Consider the following 18,836-nt stretch of genomic DNA (forward strand, 5'->3'; position numbering starts at 1 on the left):
ATAAACGTCCATGTATAAGCTCTGTAACCCTTTATTTTATAGGGCTACAGAGCATCTAAAAACATTAAAAGTATTTAAAAATAATTAAAAACGTGAATCATGAAAAATTGCCCTTGGTTTTCGCTTCGCTCAAACTCTATTGAATCTCGCTTTCGCTCGATTCGTTGGGGCAATTTTTGGTTAATATTTTCGTGACTTTTAGAAAAAGCAAAAGCAACTCGGAATTCGCTTCGCTCATCAGCTTTTTTTTCGCTACGCTCGGTTTAGTACTCAAACTTGGAAAGTTCGCACCCATTCGGGATGCTCTGTAAAGCAAGTGATTGATGGATAGGGAGCTTGTAATCAGGGAAAGGGATAAGCAATTTTTTTCAGTTCGCTCGTAGACACTCGCTCTGATATAACGATTAGAGGCAAAAAATAGGGGGTAGGCGCGTTTTTTAACTGATTACCAAGATTACCTATATCAAATAGAGAAAATGGCTTAAAACGCAAATGAGCGCAAAATGGAAAGCAGTTTATAGTCGTACTCAGGACTTTGATCTCAGTTATTTATGTGTGATGAGGGACACACAGATTTTTAATTTCGTTCAGCAGAATCGGCTGCGTCAGGATTTTTTAAGTGAGGTCCCCACTAACCGTTTATAAAAAGTCGGATCAAAGACTTTGATTTCACTTGTTTTCTCAAGGTTCTTGGAATTTCTGGATCCGATGCCACTCGAATCTGATCTTCTAGGTCGATTTTTACAAATGTGGCTGGAGGGTTTAGACCGCCAAGTCTATGAAGTTGCCAAACTTCATCCTCAAACCACATTCTTCCAATTCTCTTACACACTCCAACTTAATGGCGTGTCCTTTCGTTACTCATTTCAACGCTCGCCTTTCACTCGAATTGAAATGCTTCCTTTGCCATTACAGCAAAGCCCTACTAAGTCACTCTCCCACAGTTCTGTTTTCGGAAGTTGCCTCCGATTGAATAAAGACCTCTTCAAATTAAAGAGAAATCTTTAAGCAATACGGCTTCGTCATTAAACAAAACTGCTTCCCAAGTTAGTATTAAAACAGTTGTTTTCAGTTGCCTGAAAACTGGCAGAACCCGTACCGATCTCCTGCATACAACACCTACATTCCTATCTCCCCTGATCGCAGTTCCAAGTCGTATCAGGTTTATACAATGCTGTATGCAGTTAATAATCATCCACGTTCACGCCTTACCCATATCGACATACACAGCCTAAACAGCACCATGTTGACGACCTTACAGGCTTGAGCTATCCATTGATCTCGACAGCAAAACAGAATGTCATCCGACAATTTCACTGTTTCACCTAAAATCGAGTACCGATTGCGCCAGCTTTCGCCTTGCAACCCTGACACCTCACGATGCCCTCAAAAGCCCACCTGTGGGTATAACCTACGCCCTTGTCTTTATTTTTGTTTTTGACTTGAAGCGTCTGGTTATCAGCTATTGACGAGGTTACTCATTCCGTGAGTCCTCTGACTGTCTGTTTTAATACAGGGTTTCGGCCCTTTCAGCCTAGGAGGGAAGTTACTCCCACCGCCACGTCACCGTGATCCCGTGTCCTTGTCGCCCAACTGACCTCCACCTTGGGAGTGGAGGGTGTTCATTCATCAAAATGAGTGAACAGGTAGAAAGCGGGAGTCACACCCGCTAGCCCCTCGTGTAGCCGCGCCAGCTAGAGTTTCCTCACGCACGCAGCTTCACCACTAAAGCTTCTCAAAGACTGGCAATCCTCAAGAAGGGGGAGTGTGTCTGATTCATGGGTAGGCAACCCAGGAACCAAACAGAAAAGAATTGGCTCATGGATTGGCAGTCCACGCAAAAAATCAAAGACCCTAAAAGCGTTATATTTGATCAAGTTGCGGTCGTCAAGCCTATTTCGGGGAACTGCTATTTATAGAATCACCAAAGGTGGTTCCTTATCCTGCTTAAAAACTTCAAAAATGCAATTTTTGGGTTTTTAAGGATTTTTTATAGAATTTTCACTAAATATCTTTTATAAATCTCTTATAGAATCACTTTATTAAAATCACTTTGAGAGTAATAAAAAATGATTTATTACAGCTACTTTCCTAAAGACTTTACAAAAAATGTCATGGGAATGATGACAAACGAATATGATCTTGTTTCTAAGAAATTTAGGTTCAATACGAATAATAATGAAGCAACTCATATGATTGCTAAATGGATTGAACGTTATCATTTACTGGAAACAGCTCAGCAAACCTATCGGAGAAGATTGAACAGTGAGCCGGTTTTTAGCTTGCTAGTTAATTTCAGTTATAGTTATTTACCAGGGCTGAGTGAAAATGAGTGTTGGGAAAAAATTGCTAAAAATGAACCTGGTTTTTTAGTGCAAGTAGAGGCTTACCTGTTTTGTCGAACCAGTGATGCTTTCTTATTTGATGAAAAAACTCAAAAGGTTTTGAATAAAAAAGACAAACAAGATTTAGTGAAGATTAACCGTAGAATCTTTGAGATTTGTCCAAGTTCAGAATCTTTTAACTATATCGGCGATGTTGATCCAATCCGCTCTGGTAAATATGAATTGGTACGTCTGACCAAGCCGAAAAAAAGTATTAAAGAGCTTCAAGCCAAGAATTGGACCAACGAAAAACACGCTACAGACTGGACCTGGCGTCTAACTGATAAAGCCTATAAGGAACAACTGGAACAAGGAAAAAGGGTCGTCTTACGGTTCCAGAACCTGATTGAAAAAAATGCTAGTCTGGATGAGAAGAAAGCCTATTTTGAACGCCATTTCCGGGCCTTGGAGGGGTATTTAGGCTACCGTGGCGTACGTCAGCAGATTGGGAATTTGTATCATCTGGAAAAACGCTTATTCAACGATAAGTATAATCATCCCTGGTTTGATCATGGAGCCAGGACATTAAAGCTTTCATATATTAAAAAGATTAAAAATATGATTGCCAACAATACACCGTATCAAGAAGCTGAATCTTGTTATGTGAGTGTATTAATGGAAGCTTTCATTACAAAACACGAAAAACAGAGGGAGAAATCCAATAAAATTGAGGTATAGGGTATTTTCTTAATTAATCGGAATCAACACTGGTGGAAAATTATGCCTAAATATCCTGATGATTATTATCTGACACGCCAAGAAATTGATGATTTGAGAGCTGATACAAAACACGCAGCCAAATATATGAAAGCTTTGCTCGATTTTAAGATTGAAGACCGCTATTCATATAGTGTGAAGTGGTCCGCCGAGGACGGAGAATTTATTGGACTCTGTGCCGAATTCCCTTCGCTATCCTGGCTAGATCCAGACCGTGATAAAGCACGCTCAGGCATTGAGAGACTTGTCTTTGATGTATTACAAGACATGAGTTCCACTGGAGAAGCCATACCTTAATATTTTTGGAAAAATGCCTGATTCCGCTGGATGTATTCATTCAGATTATTTGAATCTAAGCCGAATATTTGAAGTTTTTTATCGACATATTTAAAAAAGAAGCAGTAAACAATGTGCATTATCCCAAGTGCCAACGCTTCCATTTTGATAACCGGAAATAGAGCAGTCGTGTCCGTAACGAGAATTTCTAATGTGAAACGATTAAAAAAATAGATGAAAAAAGTCACCAGACTCAACAAAGTCAAAAGTGCATAGGCTTTAACACAAGCCTTGCAGTGCTTATTCATTTTTTCCAGTTTCTGAAAAGTTATAGGATTCATTTTGCTCTCTAGGCAGTTAAATTTTTAAGTGAAGAAATTTCTACCGATTCTAAATATCCAGGATTAAAAAAGGGAAAAAATTTCTGTTAGATGATCCCGTGCTTTGTAAAAAAAATATCAAAATTATAAAGAGTTGAATTCTATTAATACATTGAAATTAAACATAATTTTTAATATCGACACACATGATAGCTACCTAATGGAGCTAATTTAGGTAGCTATGATGTGTGATGCTAAGCTTTAAATTTTTTATAAAATATAAGCATTTGATTTTAAATATTATTTTGTTTATGTGGCAAAAATAAAACTCAAACATTAATATTTATAAGTTATTGAAATTAAATATAAAATTCAGATCACACATAATACCTACCTTGATGTGGAAAGAAGCTATTGTGTGTGTCGATCAGAGCATTATATGTAGAAAGGTCTCTAGTTCTTTATCCTGTCTACCCGACTTGTAATATGATTCATATATCAGCTAATTGGGAGTACGGCACTATGTCAACAGTAGATCTAATTGATGAAGATGACAATGAATCAGGTATTGCTGCCAAAGCTGCAAATGTACTTCGAGACCGCTTTATTGCCGCAGCGCAAAGAGGAACAGTGCTGTATGTAGAAAATGATAATTTAATGAGTAAAACACCGAATGGTGTGCCAATTTTGGTTAAACACTTGGACGGCCGGAATCCTGACCTTGCTTACCGACTTGCTGGGCGACGAACTTTTAAAATTAAAAAACGTAAAATTAATTCGAATTGAGGCAGGCTTTTACTCCCATTCGATCGAATTTCGAATAAGAGATGTTCTGTAAATTTAGAGTACCCCCTAAAGTAACGTCATGGCGGCCCCAATCCTGAACCTAAAATCAATGTCTTAGATGCCGTGGAACATCAATTTTAGTATGCTCAAAGAAAGTCTTAGATTTATACGTGACAATAAAAAGCCAGTTGTATGAACTGGCTCTTTCTATTTGGGATTTACTTACCCATTGCGATTTTTTACCGTACCTCTCATAAATTAACAGTCAAAGCTGAAGAAGTGTTCTGGGAAACAAGAAACAAAGGCTTTTTGAATATCACTGTATTCACCTTCTGGATGTTCTTCTAGATAACGTCGAGTCCAAATCAATGTTGCTTCATAATCGTTAAAGCTTTGGTCGAGTTGTAAAAAAATCCACAGTTCATGGGCTTTTTGAATAAAAAAGTCATTGATGATCATAAGCGCAATTTTCTTTTCAGTATTTGAATTCGGGTATGAGTACATCGTATATTTCTCCGATACTAAGGATAAATAGGTTATCTGATAAGCTATTTATAACACACAAATAATGTGTTTAACACATTTTTTATGTGTTTTTTTAAGTTTTATAGTCTGTGTTATACTTCTTATTCAAACAGATTGTATTTATCACGATGCCATACGAAGAATTTCAAAGACTTATGGGGAAAGCAGGTCTTTCAATTAAGGAATTTGCAACCTTATTGGACATGAACCCAAATTCCATAACTAACTATAAAAAGATCGGAAAAGTACCTACTCATATCGCTGTTCTGGTTTACTTACTTTCTAGTATGAAAGATGAGGGTATAGACTTTTACCCTATTTTTGAAAAAATTAAGTCGTATTCAAAAGACTAAGACTCTCGTTTTTTGATTGTTTTAAGCTGTTAGTGATGACGAAAAAAATGCCTGAACTTCAGGCATTTTTTTGTTTCAGGGACTTATAAGCCTCGATAGAACTTTTCAATAAGTATCGAGTTGTGAGAACCAGGGTGATCATCAAACTCTTATGTTCTGAGATCTTAGGTCGAGCAATCGGTAAACCGGACATTTCTATTTGGGGGTTACAACTGAATTTCGCATAAGAGATTTTATGTTAAATTTTTAATCGCACAAAAAAACACATATATTGGTGTGCTTAACACATATCAATATGTGTTATAATGCTTTAAATTTTTTTAGATTTTACTATGCCTTATGCCTTATTCAGAATTCCAGCGATTAATCGGTAAAGCAGGTCTTACCATTAAAGAATTTGCTGAACTATTGGGGATGAATCCCAATTCTATAACTAACTATCATAAAGTTGGTTTTGTTCCTTCACATATAGCCATTATCATTTCTTTAACTTCTTCAATGAAAGATCAAGGTATAGATTTTTATGAAATTTTTGAAAAAGTAAAAGAATATAATTGTGGTACTAATGAGGGGAAAATAGTAAGTGAATAAACCTCTTTTAGTAAACTTGAGTGATGCAGTACCACAAAAAATTAAATGTAAGCCGATTCTTAAATGGGCTGGTGGTAAAACGCAAATGTTAGACTCAATTTTGCCTAGATTTCCAAACTATTATGGAAAGTATATTGAGCCTTTTTTTGGGGGAGGAGCAGTCTTTTTTGCATTACAACCTGAGAATGCCGTAATTGCTGATAGTAATCCTGAACTGATTAACTTATATCGTACAGTCGCAGATGATGTTGAGGCTGTAATTGCTGAGTTAAAAAAATTTAAAAATACCGAAGAAATGTTTTATGAAGTTCGTTCTCAAGATAGGGAGACGTTATCTTCAGTAGAAGCTGCTGCTCGAACAATTTACTTGAATAAAACCTGTTTTAATGGTCTGTATAGAGTGAATAAAAAGGGACACTTTAATGTGCCTTTTGGAAAATACAAAAATCCTAAGATTTTAGATGAGGATAATTTAAGAGTAGCTTCTATTTTATTATCCAAGGCAAAAATCGTTTGTTCTGATTATTTGGACGTTTTAGAAAATTTTGCCTGTCCAAATGATTTGATTTTTTTAGATCCTCCTTATGTACCTATTTCAGAATATGCAGATTTTAAAAGATATACTAAAGAGCAATTTTATTTAGAAGATCATGAAAACTTAGCTAAAGCATATAAAGCTTTGAGCGATAAGGGATGTCATGTTTTTTTGACTAACTCTAATCATTCTATAGTTGAAAATCTTTATCATGGATTTAAGTATGAAGTTATCCAGACAAAAAGACATATTTCATGTGATTCGAAAACACGAAAAGGTGAAGATGTAATTATCTCAAATACTCAAAAAAATGAGAAATTTAGTTTGAATTTGGAAAAAATTTCAACATTATCTGAACAAATAAAATTATATCCTTCAACAAGATATATGGGGTCTAAGCAGAAATTACTCCCTTATATTTTAGGTATCGTTGAACAATTTAATTCACCAATATTAGTAGATTTATTCTCTGGATCAGGCATAGTCAGCTATTTGTTTAAAACGCTAGGTAGGCAAGTAATAACAAATGATTATATGAATATGTCACACACTTTCACAAAAGCGATGGTAGAGAATAATCATGTGATTTTAAGTGATGAAAAAGCCAGATCATTGTTAATAGAAAAGTATCCGATAGATGATTTCGTCCAGAAAAAATTTAAGGATCTATATTTTTCTGATGATGAGAATTTGTTGATTGATATTATTCGATCTAACATTCCGAAGCTTGATAATGAATATGAGCAAGCGATTGCTAGAAGTGCATTGATTCGCGCGTGTATGAAAAAGAGACCTCGTGGAATTTTTACATACACCGGTCATCGTTATGATGACGGAAGAAAAGACTTAGTTCTGACATTAGAAGAACAGTTTTTGAATGCTGTAGAAGCAATTAATCAGTCTATTTTTGATAATCATCAATCAAATATTTCATACCGAAAAAATGCTTTAGACGTTGAACTACCTGATAATTGTTTGATTTATATTGATCCTCCTTATTATTCGACATGTTCGGATAATGAATATGTTAGAAGGTACCATTTTGTCGAAGGGTTATCTCTGGATTGGAAAGAAATTGAAATTCAAGAGCATACCAAGACAAAGAAATTTAAATCTTATCCAACGCCTTTTTCATCTCGAAAAGATGTCTATGTTGCTTTTGATACGTTATTTGAGAAGTATAAGGAAAATATTCTTATTATATCGTATTCATCTAATAGCCTTCCGAATATGGATGAAATGTTGGTTATGTTACGTAAATATAAGGAAAACGTAGATGTGATACCAATAGATTATAAGTATTCATTTGGTAATCAAGCAACTAAGGTTGGGGACAACCGTAATACAGTTCAAGAGTACTTATTTGTAGCTTACTAAAGGGAAAAAGGAATAAAATCTTATTTTTATTCCTTTTTTTTTATAATTATGAGCACGTGGCTTCTTGGAAATACAACAGTTCGTAGCCCTTTCAGACTGATTGATGGGCTAAAAGTTTTTGCTTCAACTAATGGGGACATTAGGGGGACAAAGGAGAAAGAATTAGTATTCTGCAAAGCATTGGTTGATGGTGGAATTATTAGTTCTAATTTTGAAGCAAAAGATACCTCTGGCTTTAGTGATACAACATATAGTGTTGGTAGAAAATGGCGTTCCGCGTTAGAAAAATTGGGGTTTATAGAACAATTTAATCAAATTTATATTTTAACTGAAAATGGTAGGAATCTTCTCAATAGTCAAACTTTACAGTCTGATCAGGAGTGCTATTTAAGGTCATTAATTCTATATTCTTGTGAAGCTCAAAATTCAGATGATTCAATAGGATTTTTTTCTCCTTTGATGTTAACGCTTCACATCATGAAGGAATTAGAAAATAGAACAGGAACTAGTAAAATTTCCTTTCAAGAAATGGCAGCAGTTATCCAATTAACATTTAGTTATTCAGATATAAATCAATGTGTTGATGAAATTCTTACTATCAGAAGTAATAGGCAAGCATCTTCATCAAAAAAGAAATTTGATAGAGAATTATATCAATCGAAGTCTGCTAAAGCAGAAATTCAAGCTCCTAGTATCAAAGACTATGCTGATACTAATTTAAGATATTTAAAATCTACAGGTTTATTTACTGCCTCTGGTAAGGGAATTTGTTTCATTGATGACAAAAAAATAGTCATTGATAAGCTAATAGAAATGTATGGAACCTTTGATATAAGTCAATCTGATTTAAAAATTCAGAAAGGTGCTCCTTTACCAACAGATCATAAAGAAACAAACATATTATTAGCCGCGCAATTAGAAGAGACATTAAATAGAAATAGAATTTTATTTGAAAAAAATAGTTCTATATCACAAGCACCAATAGGTGAAATCAAAAATTATAGATATCACTTAGAAGAGCTACTTTTTGAAAATAATGAGAAAAAATTTGCTGAAAATCAAAAGAATGAGTGGGATGAAATTCTTGCTTATATGGATGTGCTAATTTCACCTAGACCAATGTCAATTGAGATTGGTGATAAAGAGATTTCTATTCCGTCAGGAGAAAAACCAGCATATTTTGAATGGGTCTTGTGGAGAGCATTTTTAGCTTTAAATCATTTAATCATTGAGCCGCAACAATGTCGGAGATTTAAGGTGGATCAGGACTTTAAACCTATTCATCATGCTCCAGGGGGGGGGGCTGATGTAATCTTTGAGTATGAAAATTTTAAAATTCTTGGAGAAGTTACATTAACGTCAAACTCTAGACAGGAAGCAGCTGAAGGTGAACCTGTAAGACGACATATTGCGGTAGAAACAGTGAATACACCTGATAAAGATGTTTATGGTTTGTTCCTTGCACTTACTATTGACACTAATACAGCAGAAACATTCAGGCATGGTGCTTGGTATCATCAAGAAGAACTTATGGATGTGAAAATTTTGCCATTAACTTTAGGAAGTTTTAAAAAATATTTGGAATCACTAAGAGAGAAAAATCAATTGGAAGCAGGTATTTTTGACTTGAAGAAAATGATGGATGAAAGTTTAAAATTGCGAGAGGCTTTAACGGCTCCACAATGGAAAAATGAGATTACTAATAAGTTTACTAGAGCTATCTAATTGGTTATTTTTCCTAAAAATAAAAAACCCCGGCATCCTGCCGGGGTTTTTCGTATGGGTTTGCTCGGTATAACTCCTGTCGTACCTTACAGTCCTTGTGCGTATCGTTGTTCTTATTATTGTGTAGAACTTCCTGTTCCTGATGAATCCATCATAAAAAAATTTCAGGAGCCTGGACAGCCGCAAAGGGCCGGAATTGTTGTGAGCATATGCGTACAAGACCGGCTAAAAACTGTCCCAGGTTTATCCGCAGAAATTGCGGATAATTTCCGAAGTGCAGGCATTGAGTTATCAGGGAAAAAGCGAAGTATGGGTGTTTTTTGATCGATTTTATTGGCAAGAACTATCAAAACCGCTCATAAAAAAGCCGACTTGTTTCAAAATCGGCTTTTTGCTCATTCTTGGATTTTTCTGATTTGAATAAGTGCTTGATATTCCAGTTAATATACAAGTGTACTTCGTATAATGCCCATTATGTTAAATGGAAGCAAACGACCTCCAAGAAAATCGGTATAGTATGAATAGTTATTGAGTAGATAAGAGAATTAAGTTAATGAAATACTCAAAAGAAAAAATAGTAAAAGCTCTCTTACTTGCTCCTTTACCACTACTTTTTTTCACAGCATTGCTATTTATCATAATGAATCGTGAATATAGTCTATATTCAATTTTTGTGGTTTTTGCAGGGCATGGTCTTGTTTACTTGGCTTATAGTATTTTGACAGTACCTTTTAGCTTTATGGTCTCAATTCTTTTAAATCGTTATAGTATTCTTAATTTGCTAACTATCTGTATTAGCTCTTTAATTATTGCTATGCCATTTTTTGTTCTTTTTGGATGGAGCCATACAGGAGAAGTTTCGAAAGAATGGTGGAAAATGTATACCAATACATGGACTATTTTTATGGCTCTCTTTCCTGGCTTATGTTATTGGCTGTTTTTAATTAATTTAAAAGATAAAGAATAGTTATGAAAAAAATATTATATTTTAATTTCTTAGCGATTATTTTGACTTATGTATCTTTGCTTTATCAAAAAAATATATTAGTTGCTCGCATAGTTGTAGATAAGCTTGAAAAAGTTGAAGTTATAGGAGGAGGATTTCCATTACAGTTTTTAGTAGATGGTGAAATATCTCCAGGCGGTAGTATAGCGCTAGATCCTTTAAATATTATTATAGGAATAGATCAATTCATTTTTTTATATTTTATTCTTGATTATTTATTTTGGCTTATGTGTCTTTTAGTCGGTTATGCGTTTTTTCGAAAGATAAAAGTGAAATTATAATGTCTAAAATATTTCTCTGTACACGACAAAAATAGATAACTCATTGAAATAATGTCACAATAATTGTTTTCTAACGACGAATACTATGACACATCTCAATGAGTTATATCTTATCTTAAACAAATCTCTAAAATGGAACAAGTCACATTTAAAGTGCTTTGCGCTCATCATGCTTGTGATCATTTTAAAGCAAACATGTAATCTTTCTTCTGCATCTAAAGCCTTGCCCATCAAGTGCTTACCACAATCATTTTATCGACGTATGCAGCGCTTCTTTGCAGGTCAGTATTTTGATTATCGTCAAATTTCTCAGTTGATTTTCAATATGTTTTCATTCGACAAAGTGCAACTGACTTTAGATAGAACCAATTGGAAATGGGGAAAACGAAATATTAATATCCTGATGCTCGCAATCGTTTATCGTGGAATAGCGATACCTATCCTTTGGACATTGCTTAATAAACGTGGAAATTCAGATACGAAAGAGCGTATTGCTTTGATTCAACGCTTTATAGCCATTTTTGGTAAAGACCGTATTGTGAATGTGTTCGCAGACAGAGAGTTTATCGGTGAGCAGTGGTTTACATGGTTAATTGAACAAGACATCAACTTCTGCATTCGTGTTAAAAAAACTTCATTGTCACCAATCATTTAGGAAAGAATCATAAAATTAGTGATTTATTTCGCCATCTTAAAGTTGGTCAAATTGAATGTCGTAAACGACGGATTTTGGTTGGTCGGGTGAAACTATATATAAGTGCACTACAGTTAGAAAATGGAGAGCTTTTACTCGTCGTTTCTCCTCAGTTTAATGCCAATGCTATTCAGGATTATGCATTACGCTGGGAAATTGAAACCTTATTCAGTTGTCTCAAAGGACGCGGGTTTAATCTTGAAAATACGCGCTTGACAGACCCTAGACGAGTGAAAAAATTGATTGCGGTGTTAGCTATAAGCTTCTGTTGGTGTTACTTAACGGGTGAATGGCAACATAATCAAAAAAAAGCGATAAAAATAAAGAAGCATGGACGACTCTCAATGAGTTTATTTCGCTATGGTTTAGACTATGTTCAAATGGCGATTCAGCGTTTAATTGGTTTTGGGAAAAAAGAAGAGTTTAAGGAAATTTTGGCAATTTTAAGAAAGCAGAATCCTGATAGGATAAGGGTTCTGTGAAATTTGTCGTGTACAGAGCAAATACTTATAGTTTGGAAATCTGACACAGTAGTATCAGATTTCTAAAAATATTAAATTACAAGAAACTTGGCAAACCTTTCGCAGGATCCGTTTCACGTGCCGCTTGAGCATCTGCAACTGTCATCCCTAAAGCTTTTGCCACACCTTCACCATAAGCGGGATCACATGAATAACAATTACGGATATGACGATATTTAATGAAATCTAAAGCATCACCCATTGCAGCAGCGGTATTATTAAATAAAGCTTGTTTTTGTGAATCCTTCATTAAATTAAACAAAGCGCGTGGTTGACTGAAGTAGTCAGAATCATCCTCTCGGAAGTCCCAAAAATCAGCATCACCTGTGATTTTTAAAGGAGGTTCTTTGAACTGAGGTTGCTCTTGCCATTGACCGAAACTATTCGGCTCATAGTGTGGCAAGCTACCATAATTATCATCACTACGACCTTGACCATCACGATGATTCGAATGTACAGGACAACGGGCAGCATTGACTGGAATCTGTTGGTAATTTGACCCTAAACGATAACGTTGTGCGTCTGCATAGTTAAACAAACGAGCTTGTAACATACGGTCAGGTGAAACACTAATACCTGGTACAAGATTGCTTGGGGCAAATGCTGATTGCTCAACATCTAAAAAGAAGTTTTCAGGGTTTTTATTCAGTTCAAATTCACCCACTTCAATCAGTGGATAATCGCCATGTGGCCAAACTTTGGTTAAATCAAAAGGATGGTAGGGTACTTTTTCTGCATCCGTTTCAGGCATGATTTGTACGCACATTTTCCACTTTGGAAAGTCTTGGCGTTCAATGGCTTCATATAAATCACGTTGATTGCTTTCACGATCATCGGCAATCACTTGAGCTGCTTCACTATTGGTTAAATTTTCAATACCTTGTTGGGTACGAAAATGAAATTTGACCCAAAAACGTTCATTATTTGCATTAATAAAACTATAGGTATGGCTACTAAAACCATGCATATGACGATAGCTTTTTGGAATACCACGATCTGACATGACAATCGTCACTTGATGCAGTGCTTCTGGAAGCAATGTCCAGAAATCCCAGTTATAGGTTGTACTACGTAAGTTGGTTCGTGGGTCACGTTTTACTGCTTTATTCAGGTCTGGGAATTTACGAGGGTCACGTAAGAAAAACACAGGGGTATTATTTCCGACCATATCCCAGTTGCCTTCTTCGGTATAAAACTTTAGGGCAAATCCACGGATATCACGTTCTGCATCTGCAGCACCACGCTCACCTGCAACAGTCGTAAAACGTGCAAACATAGGTGTTTGCTTACCCACTTCACTAAAAATTTTAGCACGGGTATATTGGGTAATATCATGTGTAACCGTAAAAGTACCAAATGCACCAGACCCTTTGGCATGCATACGACGTTCAGGAATCACTTCACGAACAAAGTTGGCAAGCTTTTCATTTAACCATAGATCTTGAGCGAGGAGAGGGCCACGAGCACCTGCCGTCATACTGTTTTGGTTGTCGACAACGGGTGCGCCAAAATCAGTGGTGAGGTGGGTGACAGGACATTTTTTTTGATCATTGTTCATTATTATGCACCTGAAAATTATAATTGCTGTGATTTAAAATAAAAGATAGTCAAAGATTACTCTCTGACCATCTCATATTTCTATTATTCAGTTTTAACACAAATCAATTAGCTGCGAATAAACGCTAATAAATCTCTGTTAATGGTTTTAGCTTCAGTTGTCGGCATGCCATGAGGGAAGCCCTCATAGGTCTTTAGTACACAGTTTTGTAGCAAATCAGCCGATTTTTGACCCGACAACTCAAATGGAACGACCTGATCATCTAAGCCGTGCATCACCATCATCGGAATGGTAATACTCTTCAAATCATCACGGAAATCAGTCTGTGAAAAGGCAACGATACTGTCATAATGTGCCTTTGCTCCACCCATCATACCCTGTCTCCACCAGTTTTGGATCACTGGTTCAGATGGTGTTACGCCATCTCGGTTATAACCATAGAATGGTCCTGCTGGCACGTCATAGAAGAACTGTGCGCGGTTTTCTTTAGTATTCTTTTGAAAATCATCAAAGACTGATTTGTCGATGCCATTTGGATTATCATCTGTTTTAACCATGAGCGGTGGCACAGCCGAAATCAAAACACCTTTAGATACAGGATCCTCAGGATGACGCGTGATATAACGTGCAACAACGCCACCACCTGTTGAATGTCCTACGTGTACAGCACCTTGAACACCAAGATGCTTGACCACAGCAGCAGTGTCATCGGCGTAATGATCCATATCATGTCCATCCCAAACCTGCTCTGAACGACCATGTCCACGTCGATCCGTTGCAATGACACGGAAACCTTCACCGAGGAAGAACATCATTTGTGCATCCCAATCGTCGGCACTTAGTGGCCAACCATGGTGGAAGAAAATAACAGGAGCATCTTTAGGCCCCCAGTCTTTATAGAAAATTTGGACACCGTCATTTGTAGTAACAAAACTCATATTAAAATCTCCGCATTTTTATTGATAATGAAAGTGAATCAGAACGAATAAATATGTATTTCTGATTTCTATAAAAACTATCTCTGTACACGACAAAAATAGATAACTCATTGAAATAATGTCACAATAATTGTTTTCTAACGACGAATACTATGACACATCTCAATGAGTTATATCTTATCTTAAACAAATCTCTAAAATGGAACAAGTCACATTTAAAGTGCTTTGCGCTCATCATGCTTGTGATCATTTTAAAGCAAACATGTAATCTTTCTTCTGCATCTAAAGCCTTGCCCATCAAGTGCTTACCACAATCATTTTATCGACGTATGCAGCGCTTCTTTGCAGGTCAGTATTTTGATTATCGTCAAATTTCTCAGTTGATTTTCAATATGTTTTCATTCGACAAAGTGCAACTGACTTTAGATAGAACCAATTGGAAATGGGGAAAACGAAATATTAATATCCTGATGCTCGCAATCGTTTATCGTGGAATAGCGATACCTATCCTTTGGACATTGCTTAATAAACGTGGAAATTCAGATACGAAAGAGCGTATTGCTTTGATTCAACGCTTTATAGCCATTTTTGGTAAAGACCGTATTGTGAATGTGTTCGCAGACAGAGAGTTTATCGGTGAGCAGTGGTTTACATGGTTAATTGAACAAGACATCAACTTCTGCATTCGTGTTAAAAAAACTTCATTGTCACCAATCATTTAGGAAAGAATCATAAAATTAGTGATTTATTTCGCCATCTTAAAGTTGGTCAAATTGAATGTCGTAAACGACGGATTTTGGTTGGTCGGGTGAAACTATATATAAGTGCACTACAGTTAGAAAATGGAGAGCTTTTACTCGTCGTTTCTCCTCAGTTTAATGCCAATGCTATTCAGGATTATGCATTACGCTGGGAAATTGAAACCTTATTCAGTTGTCTCAAAGGACGCGGGTTTAATCTTGAAAATACGCGCTTGACAGACCCTAGACGAGTGAAAAAATTGATTGCGGTGTTAGCTATAAGCTTCTGTTGGTGTTACTTAACGGGTGAATGGCAACATAATCAAAAAAAAGCGATAAAAATAAAGAAGCATGGACGACTCTCAATGAGTTTATTTCGCTATGGTTTAGACTATGTTCAAATGGCGATTCAGCGTTTAATTGGTTTTGGGAAAAAAGAAGAGTTTAAGGAAATTTTGGCAATTTTAAGAAAGCAGAATCCTGATAGGATAAGGGTTCTGTGAAATTTGTCGTGTACAGAGAAAATATTTATAAAATTAGGAATTTTACTTGTAGGTCTATGTCTACTTCTAATCATTAATTCATACAAACAGAAATTAAATCATGATAAAGAGATGGCAACACAGACAACAATACTTTTCTTTAATTCACTTGCTAAACATGATCTAGAATCAGCAATCAAATATGTTTGGCCAGATGCGCGATTACATGAAGATTTAAAAAGTTCTGAAAGGTTTCTCTCTTTCAAAGACTCAAAAATTTTAGAAGTAGTAAGGATTAATTATGATTCAGCGGAAAGTAGACCTGAGTATTATCAAGAATTTTATAAAATTATTTCAGTGATGGTAAAAGTTAAAGTCGTCCATATAGATGATGCTGGTAGTCCAGTAGGTGACTATATTTTATTTATTACTCTTGTGAAACAATCTCCTCAATCTGATTGGCTAATTACAGAATTTGGTAGTGGGCCTTAAGATAGTAATTATAGAGAAAAGCTAAAATTAACATAATACACCTTATACGAAATGCAATTTTTTATCTCATATAAATCATTGTCTTATCGTATACGTAAAAGCCCAATCATCACCGATTGGGCTTTTTTATTGATTTGTCACGTTTCACGCTCAATAAGTGAGCAATGTTCCACGATTTTAATAAGCCCAGGTGAACAATCAGATCAGCCATACGGCTTAAAGAATCGGCTCCAGAAGCCTCTTTTTTCCGGTTCTGGGTCTACGTGTTCAGGAACAGGGATTCGCTTGTTTTCTTTTTCAACCGGAATAGTCAATCCATCATCTTTAGGTTTGGTTTCTAGTTTTGGATCTATCGCTATATCTGTTTCAGGTTGATGATTATTAGCTGTAGTGGCTTGGGATGGTTTCATTTCAATGAGGGTCAGGAGTGTGTCGATGCGAGAATTAGCTTTTGCTTCTCTATCTTCTGCCTTTTCTAGTTGTTTCTTTAGAAACTCAATCTGATTTTTGAGTTCTTCCACTGTTTTATCATTGTATTCAGGTGTATCTAGGTTTTGTATCGGAGACATGTCAATACGTTTTGGGTGTTTTCCACCAAAAGGCTCACCATAGACACGAAGTAATTCTGAGAAGTCGATAGAACCATCATGATCACGACTTAATACTCCGTTTTTTATATCTTTGTAGAGTGTGGCCCGAGATTTTTTATACAGTGTTGCAGCATCACTAACGCTGTATTTTGTACTTGTTTTCATACTGTATTACTGTGTATTTAGGAGACGTATTAAAGAATACAACAAGTGTATTCTTTAATACACTCAAGGTTTAAAGCCTAATTGCTTAAGTAACCTAAAACACCATTTCTAAAATCCTCACTGGTAAAGGTTCTATCAACAAAACGCATATCTTCTTCTGTATTTATTAAATCTCTCAAAAAGCCGAGTTGATAATCCCATTCATGATCTAATTGTATAGAGCCACTAATTTCTGAACCGTCAGAAGTCTCAATTTGGATATGAGCTGAATAACCTTTAGTATTTTTTTTAGCACTTAATAAAGCAATTGCATCAATAAGCATTTCAAATTCCTTATATGACTATAGTTTAATTATTTAGTCTCAGATTTTAATTCTGGATCCTTCACTCACTGAGAGTTTAGTTGTTAACAGCATTGTTTTTAGTAGCTGACATAAATCCCACTTTTTCTAAGTATGGATACAGTTCTTTAGCACGATGTGGATCTTGCAGCATGTCAGCTATACGAATTGCAAATTGCGGAAAGCTTTCGGTGCCTTGGGAGTACTTACTCATCTCAGGTAATTGAGAGAGTTTATTAGCAAATAAATGTCGCTGAGCCTCAGTCATTTTTGAAACAAGATCTACGGTATTTGGATCTCGTGTCGAGTTTAAATTCTGCTCTGTTTGCTTGTTTTTAAATAAAAATGAAAAGCCGTAAATTGAACGTCCTTTTTTATGTTGTTCGTATTCAACAGTGATGTCAGTGTGTTCATTAAGCTGTTTAACTGAAATATCTAGTACTCGTTTTTTTAAATCAGAAATTATCGCGTAGTCTGTTTTATCAACTCCTAATTTTTCTCTAAAATCGGCTAATTCAAAAATTGGCGTTTTACCTGTACTTCGCCACGCTATTAAAAGCTCATATAAACGGATTGCATAAGCACTACTCAGATTACTAATTTGTTCTAGCTCATATTTAGTAAAATGTTCTTCTAATCTTGTAATTAATGGAACAATGGCTGGGGAAAAAATAAGTTTAACCACGGCTTCATTCTCTATATATCTGATTTCACTAACCCATCTAGATTTAATATGTTCTATGTTTTTAGAGTTTTTTTCTTGATAGCTAAACTGACGTAAGAACAGTGCATTACAAGCATTTTTCAATGTTGTATAAGCCGTATTTCTATGAACATTAAATTGATGTGCATAACTTTCAGCATGAACAACGAGTGGGTCGTTTGTATTGATACCTTTTCCACTTTCTCTAGCTTCAACAATAGCTAATAAGATTAGTCTTTGCTCTGCTAGATCTAGGTTGTAACTAGCATTGATTAAAGCATTATCTTTGACGACAGTATTTTTCATATCTTTATTTTGACGTGATCATTTGATGTCAATATATTGACACTATATTTTGATGTCAATGATTTTTTAGGTTATGCAAGATAAACGTCCATGTATAGCAAGATAAACGTCCATGTATATTAAAAATAATAGGTTATAAAATGTTTATTTAATATATTATCTAATCTATTATTTATAATAAAAACAATAATATATATAGATATTTTAAGATAATATCTTTGATATTATGTATTTAATATTTATTAAATATCTAATATATAATCGGAATTAATAAAAATTCATTAAATACAAACACTTATTGCAATTAGGTGGTTTATAATTCAACCTTAAAATTGACATTATAATATTTGTCAATATATGCAAGATAAACGTCCATGTATAGCAAGATAAACGTCCATGTATAGCAAGATAAACGTCCATGTATAGCAAG

General features: G+C 35.3%; 19 protein-coding genes. 12 read left to right on the forward strand and 7 right to left on the reverse strand.

Annotated elements, in window-relative coordinates; all coding sequences use genetic code 11:
* Nucleotides 1–2,069: 2,069 nt before the first annotated feature.
* On the forward strand, nt 2,070–3,062 hold the full coding sequence (locus AC4CUZ_RS19515; RefSeq protein WP_490748132.1) for a hypothetical protein: 993 nt from the start codon (nt 2,070–2,072) through the stop codon (nt 3,060–3,062).
* Nucleotides 3,063–3,188: 126 nt separating this feature from the next.
* Complete coding sequence (locus AC4CUZ_RS19520; protein ID WP_490748137.1) at nt 3,189–3,398, forward strand: antitoxin HicB; 210 nt, start codon at nt 3,189–3,191, stop codon at nt 3,396–3,398.
* Here AC4CUZ_RS19520 and AC4CUZ_RS19525 read toward each other — a convergent pair.
* Entirely contained in the window at nt 3,395–3,718 is a 324-nt protein-coding gene (locus tag AC4CUZ_RS19525) for a hypothetical protein (RefSeq protein WP_104442387.1), read from the reverse strand. The genes AC4CUZ_RS19520 and AC4CUZ_RS19525 overlap by 4 nt on opposite strands.
* Nucleotides 3,719–4,219: 501 nt before the next feature.
* Here AC4CUZ_RS19525 and AC4CUZ_RS19530 point away from each other — a divergent pair.
* Entirely contained in the window at nt 4,220–4,483 is a 264-nt protein-coding gene (locus AC4CUZ_RS19530; protein WP_127801456.1) for a hypothetical protein, read from the forward strand.
* 258 nt (nt 4,484–4,741) lie between these two features.
* Here AC4CUZ_RS19530 and AC4CUZ_RS19535 read toward each other — a convergent pair whose 3' ends face one another.
* Nucleotides 4,742–4,987 carry a hypothetical protein gene (locus AC4CUZ_RS19535; protein ID WP_180041282.1) on the reverse strand — a complete coding sequence of 82 codons (246 nt, stop codon included), beginning with the start codon at nt 4,985–4,987 and terminating at the stop codon, nt 4,742–4,744.
* Between the two features lie 149 nt (nt 4,988–5,136).
* Between AC4CUZ_RS19535 and AC4CUZ_RS19540 the strand changes: the two genes are divergently transcribed.
* The 7 genes from AC4CUZ_RS19540 (at nt 5,137) to AC4CUZ_RS19570 (ending at nt 12,052) form a co-directional block, all read left to right on the forward strand.
* Nucleotides 5,137–5,361: an XRE family transcriptional regulator gene (locus AC4CUZ_RS19540; RefSeq protein ID WP_168419460.1), complete on the forward strand. Its 225-nt coding sequence runs from the start codon at nt 5,137–5,139 to the stop codon at nt 5,359–5,361.
* Nucleotides 5,362–5,700: 339 nt separating this feature from the next.
* Complete coding sequence (locus AC4CUZ_RS19545) at nt 5,701–5,952, forward strand: helix-turn-helix domain-containing protein (protein ID WP_180005573.1); 252 nt, start codon at nt 5,701–5,703, stop codon at nt 5,950–5,952.
* Complete coding sequence (locus AC4CUZ_RS19550; protein ID WP_262558780.1) at nt 5,945–7,864, forward strand: Dam family site-specific DNA-(adenine-N6)-methyltransferase; 1,920 nt, start codon at nt 5,945–5,947, stop codon at nt 7,862–7,864. Before AC4CUZ_RS19545 ends, AC4CUZ_RS19550 begins: the two co-directional genes overlap by 8 nt.
* A 48-nt stretch (nt 7,865–7,912) precedes the next feature.
* On the forward strand, nt 7,913–9,589 hold the full coding sequence (locus AC4CUZ_RS19555) for an AlwI family type II restriction endonuclease (RefSeq protein WP_180171066.1): 1,677 nt from the start codon (nt 7,913–7,915) through the stop codon (nt 9,587–9,589).
* Nucleotides 9,590–10,142: 553 nt separating this feature from the next.
* Nucleotides 10,143–10,556, forward strand: a complete 414-nt coding sequence (locus AC4CUZ_RS19560) for a hypothetical protein (protein ID WP_490748133.1) — start codon at nt 10,143–10,145, stop codon at nt 10,554–10,556.
* 2 nt (nt 10,557–10,558) lie between these two features.
* The gene (locus AC4CUZ_RS19565) at nt 10,559–10,876 is read left to right on the forward strand and encodes a hypothetical protein (protein WP_490748134.1); all 318 of its coding nucleotides are present in this window, start codon (nt 10,559–10,561) and stop codon (nt 10,874–10,876) included.
* An 85-nt stretch (nt 10,877–10,961) separates the two neighbouring features.
* A protein-coding gene (locus AC4CUZ_RS19570; RefSeq protein ID WP_100222414.1) for an IS4-like element ISAba1 family transposase occupies nt 10,962–12,052 on the forward strand; the annotation gives its coding sequence in 2 pieces (ribosomal slippage) (nt 10,962–11,502 and nt 11,502–12,052; 1,092 coding nt in all).
* Between the two features lie 76 nt (nt 12,053–12,128).
* Here AC4CUZ_RS19570 and AC4CUZ_RS19575 read toward each other — a convergent pair.
* Together AC4CUZ_RS19575 and AC4CUZ_RS19580 are read right to left on the reverse strand one after the other, a co-directional pair.
* Nucleotides 12,129–13,649 (reverse strand): catalase, encoded by a 1,521-nt coding sequence (locus tag AC4CUZ_RS19575; RefSeq protein ID WP_004993659.1) that lies wholly within the window; start codon nt 13,647–13,649, stop codon nt 12,129–12,131.
* A 107-nt stretch (nt 13,650–13,756) separates the two neighbouring features.
* Nucleotides 13,757–14,587 carry an alpha/beta fold hydrolase gene (locus AC4CUZ_RS19580; protein WP_004993657.1) on the reverse strand — a complete coding sequence of 277 codons (831 nt, stop codon included), beginning with the start codon at nt 14,585–14,587 and terminating at the stop codon, nt 13,757–13,759.
* A 152-nt stretch (nt 14,588–14,739) separates the two neighbouring features.
* Here AC4CUZ_RS19580 and AC4CUZ_RS19585 point away from each other — a divergent pair.
* A protein-coding gene (locus AC4CUZ_RS19585) for an IS4-like element ISAba1 family transposase (RefSeq protein WP_100222414.1) occupies nt 14,740–15,830 on the forward strand; the annotation gives its coding sequence in 2 pieces (ribosomal slippage) (nt 14,740–15,280 and nt 15,280–15,830; 1,092 coding nt in all).
* A gap of 111 nt (nt 15,831–15,941) precedes the next feature.
* Nucleotides 15,942–16,301, forward strand: coding sequence for a DUF4829 domain-containing protein (locus AC4CUZ_RS19590; protein WP_224223039.1), 360 nt, complete (start codon nt 15,942–15,944; stop codon nt 16,299–16,301).
* Between the two features lie 203 nt (nt 16,302–16,504).
* Here AC4CUZ_RS19590 and AC4CUZ_RS19595 read toward each other — a convergent pair whose 3' ends face one another.
* The 3 genes from AC4CUZ_RS19595 to repM all read right to left on the reverse strand — a co-directional run bounded on the left by AC4CUZ_RS19595 (nt 16,505) and on the right by repM (nt 18,406).
* Complete coding sequence (locus tag AC4CUZ_RS19595) at nt 16,505–17,056, reverse strand: plasmid replication DNA-binding protein (RefSeq protein WP_005404788.1); 552 nt, start codon at nt 17,054–17,056, stop codon at nt 16,505–16,507.
* Nucleotides 17,057–17,133: 77 nt separating this feature from the next.
* A complete protein-coding gene (locus tag AC4CUZ_RS19600) occupies nt 17,134–17,379 on the reverse strand; it encodes a hypothetical protein (protein ID WP_005404787.1) in 246 nt (81 codons plus the stop codon).
* A 76-nt stretch (nt 17,380–17,455) separates the two neighbouring features.
* The gene (gene repM / locus AC4CUZ_RS19605; RefSeq protein WP_490748136.1) at nt 17,456–18,406 is read right to left on the reverse strand and encodes a replication initiation protein RepM; all 951 of its coding nucleotides are present in this window, start codon (nt 18,404–18,406) and stop codon (nt 17,456–17,458) included.
* Between the last annotated feature and the right edge of the window lie 430 nt (nt 18,407–18,836).

It is taken from the genome of Acinetobacter sp. 789_lipA, from assembly GCF_058242845.1.

Coding starts and splice junctions, on each gene's coding strand:
- AC4CUZ_RS19525 (WP_104442387.1), bottom strand. CDS start 3,718: ATGAATCCTATAACTTTTCAGAAACTGGAAAAAATGAATAAGCACTGC.
- AC4CUZ_RS19560 (WP_490748133.1), top strand. CDS start 10,143: ATGAAATACTCAAAAGAAAAAATAGTAAAAGCTCTCTTACTTGCTCCT.
- AC4CUZ_RS19600 (WP_005404787.1), bottom strand. CDS start 17,379: ATGCTTATTGATGCAATTGCTTTATTAAGTGCTAAAAAAAATACTAAA.
- AC4CUZ_RS19555 (WP_180171066.1), top strand. CDS start 7,913: ATGAGCACGTGGCTTCTTGGAAATACAACAGTTCGTAGCCCTTTCAGA.
- AC4CUZ_RS19515 (WP_490748132.1), top strand. CDS start 2,070: ATGATTTATTACAGCTACTTTCCTAAAGACTTTACAAAAAATGTCATG.
- AC4CUZ_RS19590 (WP_224223039.1), top strand. CDS start 15,942: ATGGCAACACAGACAACAATACTTTTCTTTAATTCACTTGCTAAACAT.
- AC4CUZ_RS19565 (WP_490748134.1), top strand. CDS start 10,559: ATGAAAAAAATATTATATTTTAATTTCTTAGCGATTATTTTGACTTAT.
- AC4CUZ_RS19540 (WP_168419460.1), top strand. CDS start 5,137: ATGCCATACGAAGAATTTCAAAGACTTATGGGGAAAGCAGGTCTTTCA.
- AC4CUZ_RS19580 (WP_004993657.1), bottom strand. CDS start 14,587: ATGAGTTTTGTTACTACAAATGACGGTGTCCAAATTTTCTATAAAGAC.
- repM (WP_490748136.1), bottom strand. CDS start 18,406: ATGAAAAATACTGTCGTCAAAGATAATGCTTTAATCAATGCTAGTTAC.
- AC4CUZ_RS19595 (WP_005404788.1), bottom strand. CDS start 17,056: ATGAAAACAAGTACAAAATACAGCGTTAGTGATGCTGCAACACTGTAT.
- AC4CUZ_RS19530 (WP_127801456.1), top strand. CDS start 4,220: ATGTCAACAGTAGATCTAATTGATGAAGATGACAATGAATCAGGTATT.
- AC4CUZ_RS19545 (WP_180005573.1), top strand. CDS start 5,701: ATGCCTTATTCAGAATTCCAGCGATTAATCGGTAAAGCAGGTCTTACC.
- AC4CUZ_RS19575 (WP_004993659.1), bottom strand. CDS start 13,649: ATGAACAATGATCAAAAAAAATGTCCTGTCACCCACCTCACCACTGAT.
- AC4CUZ_RS19520 (WP_490748137.1), top strand. CDS start 3,189: ATGAAAGCTTTGCTCGATTTTAAGATTGAAGACCGCTATTCATATAGT.
- AC4CUZ_RS19535 (WP_180041282.1), bottom strand. CDS start 4,987: ATGTACTCATACCCGAATTCAAATACTGAAAAGAAAATTGCGCTTATG.